This window comes from Sinomonas terrae (assembly GCF_022539255.1).
Taxonomy (GTDB): domain Bacteria; phylum Actinomycetota; class Actinomycetes; order Actinomycetales; family Micrococcaceae; genus Sinomonas; species Sinomonas terrae.
The window spans coordinates 3,202,169-3,215,861 of the sequence record NZ_JAKZBV010000001.1 but is presented as its reverse complement, the minus strand read 5'-3'; the positions used below and the strand labels follow the sequence as shown (position 1 = coordinate 3,215,861).

Below are 13,693 nucleotides of genomic sequence, written 5' to 3'. Positions count from 1 at the left end.
CCCAGAAAGGACACCGTGACAGACCCGACTGCTGTGACGCCGCAGGACCTCGATGTCATCAGCCGCCAGCTCGGCCGCCCTGCGCGCGACGTGGTCGAAGTGCCCGCGCGCTGCGTGTGCGGCAATCCGCTCGTTGCAGCCACAGCTCCGCGACTCTCGAACGGGACGCCTTTCCCGACCACCTTCTATCTGACCCATCCGGTTGTCACGTCGGCGGTCTCGCGCCTCGAGGCAGCGGGCGTCATGAACGAGATGAACGACCGGCTCGCCGCCGACTCCGAACTCGCGGCCGCCTACCGCGGTGCGCACGAGGCGTATCTGGCCGAGCGCCGTCGCGTTGGCGAGCGGGCGGGGACGGGGACTGTCCCCGAGATCGACGGCGTCTCGGCTGGCGGCATGCCCGAGCGCGTCAAATGCCTTCACGTGTTGGTAGGCCAGTCGCTCGCGATGGGTCCTGGCGTCAACGTGCTCGGAGACGAGGCGATCGAGCGGATCGCCGAATGGTGGACCCGAGATCGCTGCTACTGCACGGGCGCCTGGGACACTGAGTCTCCGGCTCCGAGCAGGGACCTCAGCCGCCATGGGCCCCAGGGCCTCCCGTCGATGACGGGCCGGCCCGCACCTGTGCGGAAGCGGGATGCCGAGCGGGCCGGTTCCGAGCGGGCCGGTTCCGGGGAGACAGCTTCCGAGGAAGCAGGTTCCGAGGGATCAGTTTCAGGGGCCGGCCTAACAGAGGGGGAGGGCGCATGAGGGTTGCCGGAATCGACTGCGGCACGAATTCCATCCGTCTGCTGATTGCGGACACCCAAGATGGCGCAAGGGACGACGGCGCGTCGGTGCAGGGCAACGTCCCCGGCCCGGCGCGGCTCACCGATGTGCATCGCGAGATGCGGATCGTCCGCCTCGGCCAAGGAGTCGACGCGACCGGCCTTCTCGCGCCCGAGGCGCTCGAGCGCACGTTCGCGGCTGTCGAGGACTACGCCGCGACGATTCAGGGACTCGGCGCGGAACGCGTTCGCTTCGTCGCGACAAGTGCGACTCGGGATGCCAGGAATCGCGACGAGTTCGTCAAGGGAATCCGGTCCCGGCTCGGGGTCGAGCCCGAGGTGGTCCCGGGCAGGGAGGAAGCAGCGCTGAGCTTCGCCGGCGCGGCGAGCGTCCTGCCGCTCCGCGCGGCCGCGCCAGTGGTCGTCGTCGACCTCGGGGGCGGCAGCACCGAATTCGTGTTGGGGGATGCCGACGGCGTGATCGCGGCACGCTCGGTAGACATCGGCTGCGTGCGCCTCACCGAGCGGCACCTTCGGAGTGACCCGCCCACGGCGTCGGAGATCGCGGAGGCGCAGGACGACGTCGACCGCGGCATCGAGGAGGCGCTCGCCGAGGTGCCCCTCGCCGCGGCAACCGCGGTCATCGGCGTGGCGGGCTCGATCACTACGATCACCGCCCACGCCCTCGCCCTGCCGTCGTATCAGCCTGAGCGCATCCACGGGTCCGAGCTCGCGCTTCCTCAGATCGAAGCGGCGTGCGGGTCGCTCCTCGGGATGAGCCGCGAGGAGCGGACAGATCTCCCGTACATGCATCCGGGACGTGCCGATGTCATCGGCGCCGGCGCTCTCGTATGGCGGAGGATTCTCGAACGCATGGTGGACCTGACCGGCGGCCGCGTCGCGACTGCGATCACGAGCGAGCACGACATTCTCGACGGTATCGCGCTCAGCACGCTGGGCCGCGCCGCGAGCTGACATATGCAAGTCCTGCCTCGCCCGCGCCGTGCAATGACCAGGCTCTTCGCTGTCTTCCTCGCAGGGTTGGCGTCCCTTGCCCTCGTCGCCCTAGCTGTCCTCGGTCCTGCGCTGCCTGCCCACGCAGACACCGTACGGGACGGGGAGTACTGGCTCTCCGAATTTGGGATCTCGAAGGCCTGGAACGTCTCGAAGGGTGCCGGAACGACGGTCGCCGTCATCGACAGCGGAATCAACGGCCACATTCCGGACCTCCAGGGTGCCATTTCGGGAGGAACCGACGTCTCGGGGAGCGGCCAGGCGGACGGCCAGACGCCGATCGGCGCAGAACCCGAGCACGGGACCCTCGTCGCCTCGGTCCTGGCCGGACGTGGCCACAACGCGGACGGTTCGCCGGTCGCCGCGGGATCGGTCGGCTCTGACGGAGTCGTCGGCGTCGCCCCGGAGGCCCAGCTCCTCACCGTCTCGACCTGGCTGGGTTCAGCGAACCCCTCGGGCCGCACCGATATGCAGCAGATCCCTGACGCGGTTCGCTGGGCGGTGGACCACGGCGCGAAGGTCATCAACATGTCCCTCGGTAGTTCGTCGCCGGACTGGCCGCCGAGCTGGGATGCCGCGTTCCTGTACGCGGAGCAGAAGGACGTCGTCATTGTCGCGGCCGCCGGGAACCGCGGCGCCGGGAACATCCAGGTCGGGGCGCCGGCCACTATCCCCGGCGTTCTCACGGTTGCCGGTCTCGATAGGCAGGAGCACGCGAGCGTGGACGCGTCCTCGCAGGGCGTGAGCATCGGCGTTTCGGCCCCCGCCGAGCAGCTCGTGGGTGACATGCCGGACGGGACCTACGCCCAATGGGCCGGTTCCTCGGGCGCGGCTCCGATAGTCGCCGGAGTCGCGGCGCTCATCCGCTCGAAGTGGCCGCAGATGAGCGCAGACCAAGTCATCAACCGCATTATCTCCACAGCGAAGGATGCGGGTGCGCCGGGCCACGACCCGATCTACGGCTACGGGATCCTCAACGCCGAGGCCGCCCTCACCGCCAACGTGCCCGAGACGAACGTGAACCCGCTCGGTTCGATCGCCGATTGGATCCGGGTCCACCGGCCGGACGCCGCAGCTCCGCCTTCGGCCCCCACCTCGCCGAGCCAGCCGCCGTCGACCGAGCCGCCGCTAGCCGAGGCGACACCTCCCGCGCCGGTCGCTTCTGCCGGCACCTCACCCTGGCCGGCAGTTGTCGTTCTCGGCTTCGGGGGCCTCATTCTCGTGATCCTCGTGGGCGGCACGTGGCATGTCTTCGCGGTTCGGAGGAGAGAGGCCGAAAAACGATAGTGAAACTTTTCACAAACTGCTACAGTAGTGACCATGCCTTCCACCATTGATCTTGTCGACCGCCCGCGCGTTCTCGTCGCCGGCGGTGGTTACGTTGGTCTTTACGTCGCCCTCGGGCTGCAGAAGAAGATCGCTCAGGCCGGTGGCATCGTCACCGTCGTCGACCCCATGCCCTACATGACCTACCAGCCCTTCCTCCCGGAGGTCGCAGGTGGCAACATCGAGGCCCGCCACGTCGTGATCCCGCTGCGCCGGACGCTGCCGGAGGCAGAGGTGATCCAGGGCTCGCTCGTTTCGGTCGACCACGCGAACCGCAAGGCGACCGTCCAGCTCCCGGGCAACGAGGGCACGGTTGAGATTCCCTACGTGGACATCGTCATGGCAGCGGGGGCCATCACCCGCACGTTCCCGATTCCCGGCCTCGCCGAGAAGGGCATCGGCAACAAGACCATCGAGGAAGCCATCGCGCTTCGCAACCAGGTCCTCGAGCGCATCGAGTTTGCTTCGACCGCCTCGGACCCGGCCGAGCGCCAGGCGGCGCTCACGTTCGTCGTCGTTGGCGGCGGTTTCGCGGGCATCGAGACCCTCACGGAGCTCGAGGACCTCGCGCGTTCCACCGTCGCGGCGAACGACCGCGTTCGCCAGGAGGAAGTCCGCTTCGTCCTCGTCGAGGCAATGGGCCGCATCATGCCCGAGGTCACCCCCGAGCAGGCCGACTGGGTCGTCGAGCACCTCCGCAGCCGCGGCATCGAGGTCCTCCTCAACACCTCGCTCGCGAGCGCTGAGGGCACGCTCAAGCTCATCAACATGCCGGACAAGTCCCCGGCGCAGGAGTTCGCCGCCGACACTCTCATCTGGACCGCCGGTGTCCAGGCAAACCCCGTGGTCCGTTCGAGCGACTTCCCGCTCGAGCCGCGCGGCCGCATCCGGGTGCTCCCCGACCTTCGCGTGGCAGGCGACGAGGGCATCGTCGAGAACGCTTGGGCCGCTGGCGACATCGCAGCTGTTCCGGACCTCACGGGCAAGGGCCTCCCCGACGGCACTTGCGTGCCGAACGCCCAGCACGCACTCCGCCAGGCGAAGCTCCTCGCGAAGAACCTCTGGGCTTCGCGCTGGGATCGCCCGCTTGAGGACTACAAGCACAAGAACCTCGGCGCCGTGGCGGGCTTCGGCCCGTGGAAGGGCGTCGCGAACATCAACGTGATCGGCCACATCGGGCTCCACGGCCCGCTGGCGTGGCTCGCCCACCGTGGCTACCACGGTCTCGCGATCCCGACGGTAGAGCGCAAGTTCCGCGTCGGCCTCGACTGGCTCTCGGCCCTCTTCGCGGGCCGCGACAACACGCCGCTCGAGAACCTCGACGACCCCCGCGCATCGTTCGTCGCCGCGGCGAGCCCGAAGCCGAAGACGATCGCCCCGCCGGTTGAGCCGGCGAAGGTGCCCGCCCAGTAGACCGGGGCACCTTCTACCGAACACCGCACGACGGCGGCCGCATCCTCACGGGGAGCGGTCGCCGTCGTCGTCTCGCGATCCTTGCCGCGGAGACCCGTCTCAAGACGGTAGGCTGGACCGGCGCCCCAGTAGCCCAATTGGCAGAGGCAGCGGACTTAAAATCCGCCAAGTCAGGGTTCGAGTCCCTGTTGGGGCACCCACCGCACAAGGCTCGAACCTTGGCCCGAAGAATCTATGGTCGAGGTTCGAGCCCTATGAGCGTTCTCGGCCCAGATGACGGCGTCGGCGTTGATTACGGGGTCGAGCAGCATCTCGAAGGGACCGGCGCTGTCGACGCGGAGCTTGTCGTCCTCTTCGAGGTAGATTTTGGTGAAGAAGGCTTGGTTGCACAGGCGTCGGTTGGTGTCGTCGCAGCGAGAATAGATGTCGGCGCAGTGCTCCAGCAGGTTGAGGGCGTCGTCCAGATGAGCCCGGGCCTCACTGTACTCGCCGTGGTGAGCCTCGAGGCGACGGTTCACCAGGCCGAGTTCTCCTGCGATGCGATCTTGTTCCCTTTTTAGCACGGCCAGCGGGATGGCGTCGGCGTAGTGGGCTTGCATGAGACGGTCTTGTTCGTGCTCCAGCCTGTCGCGGTTGGTGGTGAGCTGGGCGAGTTCGTCGGCTTCGGCGGACATGAGCCGGTCGAACTCGTGGTGCAGCATCCCGGCCAATGCCTCACGGCGTGCGGCGGTGATCTGCACGCGCTGATAATAGTCTTCGATCAGGTGCTCGACGTCCTCGATGAGGATGGCCTGTCGCGTGCAGCTGGTTCGCTTGGAGTGCCGGCCGGAGCATACGAAGTACGGGTAGACGTTGCCGTGCCGGTTCTTCGCGTTCGAGACGATCAACCGAGACCCGCAGGCACCGCAGTAGACCGTGCCCTTGAGGTAGTGGTCGTGCAGCTGAGTCGCCTCAGCTGCGCTTTTGTGCGCGGTGAGGACGGATTGCACCTGATACCAGACCTCCGCCGGGACGAGCGGCCGGTGCGTGCCCTTGTAGACAACGCCGCGGTAAATCACGTCGCCCTTGTAGTAGGGGTTCGTCAGGAGACGGTGTACCGAGGACACCGCGAGCGTCTTGGACGGGCGCTTGGGCGTAGCCAGGCTGGTCAGGCCGCGCGAGGTCAGCTCAACGTGGAGCTGGCTGACGGTCCAGCTTCCAGAGGCGTATGCCTTGTAGGCCCACTCGATCAGGGGCGCCCGGTCGGGGTCGAGCTGCACGGTGCGGACCTCGCGGCCGAGCTCGTCGCGGACATGGACGTTGAGGTAGCCGATGGGAGCCTTGGACGGGGTGCCGCCGCTCGCGGCCTTCTGGGTCATGCCCTTAATGACCTCGGTGGCCAGGTTGCGGGAGTAGAACTCCGCGATTGTGGACATGATGCCGTGCAGCAGCATCCCGGAGGGCGTTTCATCGATGTTCTCCGTGGCCGAGACAAGCATGACCTTGGCGTCTTGGAGCGCGAGGTGAATCGTCACGTCGTCAGCGCGGTTTCGGGCGAGCCGGTCGACCTTGTGGACGATGCAGTAGGCGACATGGCTCCGCTTGACGTACTGGATCATCCGCATGAGCTCGGGCCGGTCGGCCTTGCGCGCGGACTCGCCGGCGTCGATGAACTCCTCGACGATGACCGCGCCGAGCTGTTCGGCCTTGCGGCGGTTGGCCTCGCGCTGGGCGGGGATCGAGAACCCTTCGTCGGTGCCCCCCTTCTCTGCCTGCTCTTTGGTGGAGACGCGCAGATATGACACCGCAAGCGCTGTGCCCTGTGGTGGATCGATGAGGCTGCCCACCCGATCGCTACGGACGAACTTGGACATCATTTGGCCCTTCTCTCGCAGGACATCGGACCTCGCGCTCGGGCTGTACGCCCTAGGGGTGCTGATCGTGAGAGAAGCCCGGAGGCTTTAGGACTAGGCCGGATCGGCCACATTCGCCTGCCCGCCAGAGGACGGGGTTTGGGACCACAGCACCCCGCGATACACGAGGCTTGCTTGCCACCAATTCTACCCGGCGGCCTCCGACACGGCACCGACCCCGTGAGCCTGCGCTGCTGGCCGGTAGGTCTCGGGAAACTCCGCCGCGCGCCGTTCGGCACGGGAGCGCCCGGTCTCCTGCAAGGTCAGCCGAATCAGCACCTCTGCGAGCTTGTTCAGGTCAGGCGGGTCTCGGTGCATCGCGCGGACACAAAACGAACGCTCGTCGTAGCGGCGCCGGTCGGTCTTCTTGACATAGGAGCCCATCAGCTGCCCAGCTCTCCCATGTCCGGATCGGGGCTGGCGTAGAACTCATCCTCGGCCCGACGGCGGGCTTCTACACCGATAGCGGTGTAGAACCATGCATCGCCTTTGGCTGTGTAACTGAGCTGGGGAACGGATCCGAAGAACCCTGAGACTGACTGCTGTGTATGGATCGCCATGAGACTGACCTCCCGGTATCGAAGGCGGCTCGCTTTTGGGCAGGCCTTCATCACCCAAGTGCGCGCCAGCTCCCCGCAGTGCGGATCGGAACACGCTCGAAGGTCCCAGGAGTGCCCATCCGGTCGGCCTCGCGATGGGCGCCGTCGTAGCGGGCTGGCCACCGGTTCAGGTCGGCGATGATCGGCGGGGCGGTGTGGAGGATGTAATGCCGTGCCGAACGGGAGGTGCGGATGCGGTCGGGCGGCAGGAAGGGGACGCGCCTGACGAGAGGGTTGTGTGACCTGCGTGCCGTGCTCTGAAATAGTAGTGGAGCACGCAGTGGTCTCGTCGAGTTTGCCGAGGGGGTCGGTGGCCAGGTCGTACACGTCCTCCGGGTTGGAGCCTCCACCAGGGGATGACTTGACGATGGAGGCTCCGCCCATTCTTAGCGGATCTGGGCGAGCGAGGAAGCATGGGAATGGTCGTGATCCGGCAGCGGTCGACGGTGCCGCCACCGTGGCGGCACCGTGTGATCTGGGCTTTTGCCCGCTGAAGGGTGAACTGGGACGCCGCCCGCCATCGCGCGGTCTTTGCCCGCGGCTGGTCGGTCGCTTCCGGCGGCTAGGCGCTGCAGTTCGCCGATGCGCTCCAATCTCGTCTGCGAGTTTCGTCCGGTGGCGATGGGCGCGGCCTGCACCAGCGTCTTCTCGTTCGCCCCTGACGGTGGGGCCACGGTGGCCCCACCGTCTGACGCGCGCTTTCGCCCTCCGTCGGAGCGGGAGTCATCCTGATGCGGGGCGGCGTCCTCGGCGAGGAGGGTCTTGAGATCCCGGCAGAGCCTCGCTTGCTCGGTCGGGGGTGAGGGGCTTGAGGAGGACGTTGTCGTCCTGTTCCCCCGGGAGCTTTCCGGGGTCGTCGCTGATCCCTGACCGGACCCACGCGGCCGCCTTCTACCTAGTTGGCGCATGGCGGCCAGCCGTCGCAGCCTGCAGGGGACCTCGCTCGGGGCGATAGTGATCGGCTGGAGTAGGCCTTCGCGTCCGATAGACGCCGCCAGGGCGTCGACGTCGTCCAGGTTGGCGCCGTGGCCGCGTCCGATTCGGATGGACTCGAGTGCGAGCTCGAGCCCGATGTGTCCATGTCGACTATCCATAGCCCCCGCTCCTTCGGTTTTCGGCTCGTTGTGCTCATCGACGCGGTACGCCCTAGGGGGTAGGTGCACACGCGCTCCCCGGGGACTGGCCAGGCCGGGAGGAGGGCCTGACCCAGCGGGACACAGAAGTCCTGGCCTGATCACCCGGGGCCTGAGCAACGCGGACATCTCCGAGCGCGCCCGCCTCTCGCCCAATTCGGTCAAGACCTATATATCCGCAGCTGCTACCGGCGCATCGGCGTCAGCAGCCCGCTCCAACGCCATCCTCTGGGCATCGAGCACGGCTCCCGCCCCGACTAGTGCAGGATCCGGACGCGACCCTGGGCCGCAGCCGCCCGCGTGAGGAGACACCACCCCCCGGGCGAGGCCGACCTCCGGACGGCACCGGCTGGTGACAGCGTGACGCGCGACCCCTCGACACGGCCGGGGAGACTGGACTCCCCCGGCGCGCGCGGGCCCTCGTCAGGCACCACTTACAGCCCGGCCTACGGGGACCGGAGGGGCCCTAAGCCCCTGTCCGCCCCGGGCGGCCGAGCGGACAATGGGGTCGGAGACAAGGAGCGCACTCCAGCCCCGATCAGAGGGAGCACTGCCATGCGCCAGCCATCGTCCCCGCCCCGCAGGCAGCAGCTGCGCGTCTTCGTCCTTGACGGCTACGAACCCGCCCTGCGGGGCCTGAGGGACCAGCTCGAGTCCGGCGGCTTCGACGTCGTGGGCACCAGCCTGAGCGCCCGCGCAGCACCGGGCATGATCCTCGCGCTCCACCCCGACGTCGCGGTCCTGGCCCTCCGCCTCCAGGACGGGAGCGGGCTCGAGGTCCTCCACGCCCTGCACGCCGCCGACCGAAGCGTGCACTGTCTGATGCTGGACACCTTCCGCGACGATAAGAACCTGCGCGCGGCCAAGGCTGGGGGCGCGAACGGCTACATCCTCAAGGAGATCGACGGCAGCGTCCTCGGCGAGGCCCTGCACCGCGTCGCCGCCGGGGAGTTCCTCTTCGCGGCCTGAACGTGCCGCATAGACGGGACAGAGCCGAGACCGGGAACGCCGAGCGTCAGCCGAAGACCCGTTTCGCCAGTCGGGCCGTACGCGCCATTCTTTCGCTGGGCAGGCGGCCGCCGACGGGGAAGCCGGCGGACGGGTAGGGGGGAAGTGGCCGCTGGGACTAGTCACCAGCGCGACGGCTATCCCTAGGTTCACCCACTTACCGTAGGCGGTGGGGCCTGCTGGCACCTTCCCGGTGCTGGATCAGCCCTCCTCGGCCAGTGAGGGTTTGATGTTCTGGTTGGATTGGAAGACGTTGTCGGGGTCGTATTTGGCTTTGATCTGGGCGAGGCGGTCGTAGCGGCTGCCGTAGGCTGCACGGATGCGGGCCTCGCCCTCGTCGTTGTGGAGGAAGTTCACGTAGACCCCGCCGGTGGCATGTGGCTCCATCGCGGCGAAGTACTCCCTGCACCAGGCGATGTCGGGATGGGTCGGGCCACCGGCGGGCCAGGCCGCGTTGATGTTCATCGCGTGCGCCGCGTCGCGCCCGCTGGCCGCGGAGCTGTCCTCGGGGCGTGAGGCGATGGCACCGCCCATGTGGAACAGGAGCGTGTAGGAGGCCGGGGAGCTCTTGGCCCACGAACGCTCGAGCAGGACCTCGATTGAGGCGTCGGTGAGGGGCGGGAGGTAGTGCGATTTCCAGTAGTAGCCCCAGTGATGGGGGACCCCTGCATCGAACATCGCCTGTTGCTCGACGTACGGTTTGTAGCGGACGAGGTCGGCGGCGGGCGGGCCGAAGGCGCGCAGCGGCCGCAGCAGCTCCTCGCCCTCCCGGGGGTCTCCGACGAAGAACGGGATCACCAGGAGCATGTCGGTGCCTCGCAGGTGCTCCGGGACCCAGTCGAACGGGGGAGCTGTCCGTAGGTTCAGGTAGACGGAGAGCTCGTCCGGGGCTTCGGCGATGAATTCGCGGTAGAAGGCGATGACCTCCGGCGCCTGCTCGGCGCGGAAGAGGATGGGCCCTGCCAGGACGTGGGTGCCGAGGCGGTGGGCCTGGAAGCGGAATTCGGTCGCGATGCCGAAGTTGCCGCCGCCCCTTGGACTGCCCAGAACAGATCGGGGTTCTCATCCTCGGATGCGTGGACTCGGCTGCCGTCGGCCAGGAGCATCGCGACGGAGAGCAGGTTGTCCGAGGTCAGCCCCCACCGTCGGCTCAGCCAGCCGAAGCCGCCGCCCAGGGTCAGCCCGGCCACACCGGTGTGGGTGACGATTCCTGCTGGCACGGCCAGTCCGTGCTCCTGGGCCGCGGCGTCCACCTCGCCCCACAGGGCGCCGGGCTGGACGCGGACGCTCATGCTGTCCGGGTCGACGACCACGCCCCTGAGGGCCGAGAAGTCGATGACGACCCCGCCCTCGGCCAGCGCCGAGCCGGAGACGTTGTGGCCGCCCCCGCGCACCGAGAGCGGCAGCTTCCGGCTCAGCGCGTACTTCAGCGCGGCGGAAGCGTCCTCCTCGTCGAGGCAGCGCGCGATCAGGGCCGGGCGCCGGTCGATGGCCCCGTTCCAGATCCGACGGGCTGCGTTGTACCCTTCATCCCCGGGCCACACCAATTCGCCCTCAAAGCCGGGCACGTCGCGGTTCATGACGGCATGATCGGAGGAAGCGCGGGCTCTGGCAATACGCGGCGCCTTCGAGTTCGACGCGCGGAAGCGTCCTGAGCCCGTTCACGGAGGCCAGGCTGGGGGCATCGGGCACCCTTGCGCGAGTCCGTAGTTCCGGCCCCGCCGGATTTCCGTCTTCGGGTGAACTGCGTTGCTGGATGGCCTGTCCTGCCCAGCACCGGGTACCTCTCGGTGAGGTCAGTCCTTCGGGTCCGGAGCCCTCACGCTGGCGCCCAGCTGCTGCAGGAGCCCGATCATGTCCACCAGCGCCCAGCCCTCGGCCCGGCGGCCGTCGACGACCTTGTCGATGGCGATCCCACCGAAGGTGACCCGGCGGCCTGTGGGGGCGATGCCGCGGAACACGCCTCGGTGAACCCCGGTCGCCGTCCACCGGGTGGTGACGAAATCGCCGTCGGCGAGCATCTGGTCGACGACCATGGTGAAATCCGCGAACGCCTCACGGAATGATGCGATGCGGGCGAGGAACTCGTCCCGATTCTCATCGCCGAACCCTGTGTGGTCCACGAACTCCGGCGCGAGATGCTCCCGGGCCCGGTCGAATCCGCCGCTGTTCCAAGCGTCCTCGATGAATCGCCGGGTGCTGGCCTTGCCCTCTTCGCCCATGATCGTCCCCCTTGCTCGGCCCCGCTGAAACGATAGCCGGACGGGCGGAACCAACGCCACAGCCCGCGGGGGTAGCGTTGGGAGTGCGTCGTGCGTCCTTGACATGGTTCACCCCGGTGCGCAGCTTTGAGGCAAGCATGCGTGGAGCCTGTCGGAGAACAGGGGTCTCGTGCGTCCGCATCCGAGGACCGGGTCGATGGGGCACCGCCATGCCATCACGATGCACCTCCCCCCGCACCTCGTTGAAACGAGCGGGCGACGACCTCGCGGACGAAACGAACACCACTGGGCGCCTGCCGTTGCCGTGTGCGCCTTGGTCCTGGTCGTGAAGGCAGCACTGCTCGCTGTCCCGCAGTCCACGGTCCCTTAGCCTTGATCCACCGATCGGGTGTTGGGTCCGGCGGTCCTGTGCGGGCGGTGGATGATGGATGTTTCGGGCAGGGGTGGGGGCGCGGCCTCGCTGCCGGCGGTGTTCCACTTCTGGTGCTGTTCGGGGCCTCGCGGGGCCAGGCTGCGTCTTCCTAGGGCATGGACGGCGGGGCGTGGGCGGCGGTGAAGAGCTGTTCCCATGCGTTCTGCCAGGGCCAGTTCGCCGGCAGCCGCAGCCGGATCTTCCGGGCGCTGGCGGCGATCCGGGCCGGGAGGTTCACGAGCTTGCGGCGGATGGTCCCGGTCCTGGCTTTCGCGAAGGGGCCGGCGGCCAGGGTCCCGGCCGCGCGGGCGAGGTTGAAGGCCATCACCGCCGCGACGAGCCAGGCCGAGTTCGCCGCGAACTTCCCCGAGGGCAGGTGCGCCAGGGCGCTGTCCTTCAGGTCGGCGTGGACCTGCTCGATGACCGCATGGGCACGGTGCGTGGCATCGGCCGCGACAGTGCCCAGGTCCTGGGCGGGGACGGTGGTGAAGAAGGCGTGGTGCCGGTGCGTGTCGAACAGGGTCCCCTGCCCGTCGGGGGCCTTGGGGTTCAGGTCCGGGATGCGGCGCACGACGAGCCGCCCGGTGACCTGTTCGGCCTTCTTCCGCGAAGCGAAGGCGGTGAAGGGGACCTCGGCGACCTCCGCCCGGGAGATCCAGGTCCCGGCGGCCTGGTCGAAGACCGCATCGGTGTACTCGATCGCCGTCCAGGCCTCCGATGGGATGGCGGCGATGGCACGCTTAACTGCCGGGTCCAGGCGCACCGTGACCGAGACCTCGGCCCCTGCCGCGAGGGCGGCGGCGACGGTGGGGTGCCCGTAGAACGCCGAGTCGGCCCGGACCAGCGCCCTCCCCGGCGTCCCGGCGCGGCGCAGGGCGGAGAGGGCGTCGGCGACCAGCCGGGACGCCCCGCGCGGGGACGCCGCAGCGCCCTTGCGCAGCCGCTGGGCCAGGATCACCGGCGCGCTCTGGGCCGTGGTGGCGGTGGCCAGCAGGGCGTTGAGCCCGCGGACCCCGGAGTACCCGAAGCCAGCGCCCTGCTTGGCGTGGCCGTGGACCTCGATGATCGTGTCGTCGACGTCCACGAACACGAACTCCCCGACGGCCGGGGCGTCCAGCAGCGGGGCCCGCGCGGCGAGGTTCGCCAGGAAGCGGGCGGCGACCGCGTCGAGCTGGCGGACGTGGCCGAAGGCGAACGCGCGCAGGAAGGAGCCCAGGGTCGAGGGCGCGTAGCAGGCCTTGAAGAGCCTGCCCATCCCGCCGTGGCGCAGCAGGGCCATGTCATCGATCGAGTCCGCCCCGGCGACCATCCCGGCCACCAGCGAGGCGATCTTCAGGCCCGCGTTCGCGCCCTTGTCCGTCGGCACGCTCAGATGCGCGTCGGTCAGGGCCCGGAGCCCTGCGGCCTCGGCCAGGCGCATCACCGGCAGCAGGCCTGCCGCGGAGACGAGGTTCGGCTCGTCGAAGGACACCGCCACCGCGGCCTGACTGTGGGAAACTTGCACCTACGAGATGCCCTCTCATCCTCAGGGAACTGGTTCTGTCGCAAGTCCAATTCTCCCCGGGATGGCGGGCATCTTGCCCTTAATTACGCCACGCCGCCACGAACCCCATCGGTGGATCAAGGCTTAGGCAGGCTCGGCCACTGGCAGGGGCGGGGGCACCGGCACTCGACCGATTGCGACGCCCGGGGTCCTCTCATCCGCCCGTTCGGTCGTGGCCGAGGTCTCGGTGCCGCAGAGGGGGCTGATCGCCGCTGCGGTGCTCGGACTTCCCTTCCCGCGCTTCATCCGCCTGCCGTACCGGCAGCACTGAGAGGCGCAGGCCCTCGCGGCGGATGGCCTACATGAGGTTCCGGATCCGGTCTGCCTCGTGTGCTGCCTAGGCCAGCCCTGGAGACTCTTCCCT

General features: G+C 68.6%; 12 protein-coding genes and 1 tRNA gene. 6 read left to right on the top strand and 7 right to left on the bottom strand.

The window, feature by feature from the left end; all coding sequences use genetic code 11:
• Window positions 1-15: 15 nt before the first annotated feature.
• The 5 genes from L0M17_RS14845 to L0M17_RS14825 all read left to right on the top strand — a co-directional run bounded on the left by L0M17_RS14845 (window position 16) and on the right by L0M17_RS14825 (window position 4,716).
• A complete protein-coding gene (locus L0M17_RS14845; RefSeq protein WP_241054898.1) occupies window positions 16-750 on the top strand; it encodes a DUF501 domain-containing protein in 735 nt (244 codons plus the stop codon).
• Window positions 747-1,742 (top strand): Ppx/GppA phosphatase family protein, encoded by a 996-nt coding sequence (locus L0M17_RS14840; protein ID WP_241054896.1) that lies wholly within the window; start codon window positions 747-749, stop codon window positions 1,740-1,742. Before L0M17_RS14845 ends, L0M17_RS14840 begins: the two co-directional genes overlap by 4 nt.
• A 33-nt stretch (window positions 1,743-1,775) precedes the next feature.
• Window positions 1,776-3,068 carry a S8 family serine peptidase gene (locus L0M17_RS14835; RefSeq protein WP_241054893.1) on the top strand — a complete coding sequence of 431 codons (1,293 nt, stop codon included), beginning with the start codon at window positions 1,776-1,778 and terminating at the stop codon, window positions 3,066-3,068.
• Between the two features lie 33 nt (window positions 3,069-3,101).
• Window positions 3,102-4,520, top strand: coding sequence for an NAD(P)/FAD-dependent oxidoreductase (locus L0M17_RS14830; RefSeq protein ID WP_241054891.1), 1,419 nt, complete (start codon window positions 3,102-3,104; stop codon window positions 4,518-4,520).
• Between the two features lie 122 nt (window positions 4,521-4,642).
• A tRNA-Leu gene (locus L0M17_RS14825) sits at window positions 4,643-4,716 on the top strand.
• On the opposite strand, the gene L0M17_RS14820 is transcribed toward L0M17_RS14825, so the two are convergent.
• The 3 genes from L0M17_RS14820 to L0M17_RS14810 form a co-directional block, all read right to left on the bottom strand.
• Complete coding sequence (locus L0M17_RS14820; RefSeq protein WP_241054889.1) at window positions 4,691-6,376, bottom strand: recombinase family protein; 1,686 nt, start codon at window positions 6,374-6,376, stop codon at window positions 4,691-4,693. The genes L0M17_RS14825 and L0M17_RS14820 overlap by 26 nt on opposite strands.
• Before the next feature lie 183 nt (window positions 6,377-6,559).
• Window positions 6,560-6,796 carry a hypothetical protein gene (locus L0M17_RS14815; protein ID WP_241054888.1) on the bottom strand — a complete coding sequence of 79 codons (237 nt, stop codon included), beginning with the start codon at window positions 6,794-6,796 and terminating at the stop codon, window positions 6,560-6,562.
• Window positions 6,796-6,972: a hypothetical protein gene (locus L0M17_RS14810; RefSeq protein ID WP_241054886.1), complete on the bottom strand. Its 177-nt coding sequence runs from the start codon at window positions 6,970-6,972 to the stop codon at window positions 6,796-6,798. Before L0M17_RS14810 ends, L0M17_RS14815 begins: the two co-directional genes overlap by 1 nt.
• A gap of 1,727 nt (window positions 6,973-8,699) precedes the next feature.
• On the opposite strand from L0M17_RS14810, the gene L0M17_RS14805 reads away from it, so the two are divergent.
• The gene (locus L0M17_RS14805; protein WP_241054883.1) at window positions 8,700-9,113 is read left to right on the top strand and encodes a response regulator; all 414 of its coding nucleotides are present in this window, start codon (window positions 8,700-8,702) and stop codon (window positions 9,111-9,113) included.
• Window positions 9,114-9,353: 240 nt separating this feature from the next.
• On the opposite strand, the gene L0M17_RS14800 is transcribed toward L0M17_RS14805, so the two are convergent.
• From L0M17_RS14800 to L0M17_RS14785, 4 genes are all read right to left on the bottom strand, one after another.
• A complete protein-coding gene (locus L0M17_RS14800; RefSeq protein ID WP_241054881.1) occupies window positions 9,354-9,959 on the bottom strand; it encodes a BBE domain-containing protein in 606 nt (201 codons plus the stop codon).
• Between the two features lie 56 nt (window positions 9,960-10,015).
• Window positions 10,016-10,732, bottom strand: coding sequence for an FAD-binding oxidoreductase (locus L0M17_RS14795; protein ID WP_241054879.1), 717 nt, complete (start codon window positions 10,730-10,732; stop codon window positions 10,016-10,018).
• A gap of 216 nt (window positions 10,733-10,948) precedes the next feature.
• Complete coding sequence (locus tag L0M17_RS14790; protein ID WP_241054877.1) at window positions 10,949-11,374, bottom strand: ester cyclase; 426 nt, start codon at window positions 11,372-11,374, stop codon at window positions 10,949-10,951.
• Window positions 11,375-11,895: 521 nt separating this feature from the next.
• Window positions 11,896-13,290, bottom strand: a complete 1,395-nt coding sequence (locus L0M17_RS14785) for an IS1380 family transposase (protein WP_229230975.1) — start codon at window positions 13,288-13,290, stop codon at window positions 11,896-11,898.
• Window positions 13,291-13,693: the final 403 nt, after the last annotated feature.

What these genes read in the sequence shown, in the direction of transcription:
- L0M17_RS14840 (WP_241054896.1), top strand. Translation starts at nt 747, where the DNA reads ATGAGGGTTGCCGGAATCGACTGCGGCACGAATTCCATCCGTCTGCTG.
- L0M17_RS14815 (WP_241054888.1), bottom strand. Translation starts at nt 6,796, where the DNA reads ATGGGCTCCTATGTCAAGAAGACCGACCGGCGCCGCTACGACGAGCGT.
- L0M17_RS14835 (WP_241054893.1), top strand. Translation starts at nt 1,776, where the DNA reads ATGACCAGGCTCTTCGCTGTCTTCCTCGCAGGGTTGGCGTCCCTTGCC.
- L0M17_RS14820 (WP_241054889.1), bottom strand. Translation starts at nt 6,376, where the DNA reads ATGATGTCCAAGTTCGTCCGTAGCGATCGGGTGGGCAGCCTCATCGAT.
- L0M17_RS14805 (WP_241054883.1), top strand. Translation starts at nt 8,700, where the DNA reads ATGCGCCAGCCATCGTCCCCGCCCCGCAGGCAGCAGCTGCGCGTCTTC.
- L0M17_RS14830 (WP_241054891.1), top strand. Translation starts at nt 3,102, where the DNA reads ATGCCTTCCACCATTGATCTTGTCGACCGCCCGCGCGTTCTCGTCGCC.
- L0M17_RS14800 (WP_241054881.1), bottom strand. Translation starts at nt 9,959, where the DNA reads ATGCTCCTGGTGATCCCGTTCTTCGTCGGAGACCCCCGGGAGGGCGAG.
- L0M17_RS14795 (WP_241054879.1), bottom strand. Translation starts at nt 10,732, where the DNA reads ATGAACCGCGACGTGCCCGGCTTTGAGGGCGAATTGGTGTGGCCCGGG.
- L0M17_RS14810 (WP_241054886.1), bottom strand. Translation starts at nt 6,972, where the DNA reads ATGGCGATCCATACACAGCAGTCAGTCTCAGGGTTCTTCGGATCCGTT.
- L0M17_RS14790 (WP_241054877.1), bottom strand. Translation starts at nt 11,374, where the DNA reads ATGGGCGAAGAGGGCAAGGCCAGCACCCGGCGATTCATCGAGGACGCT.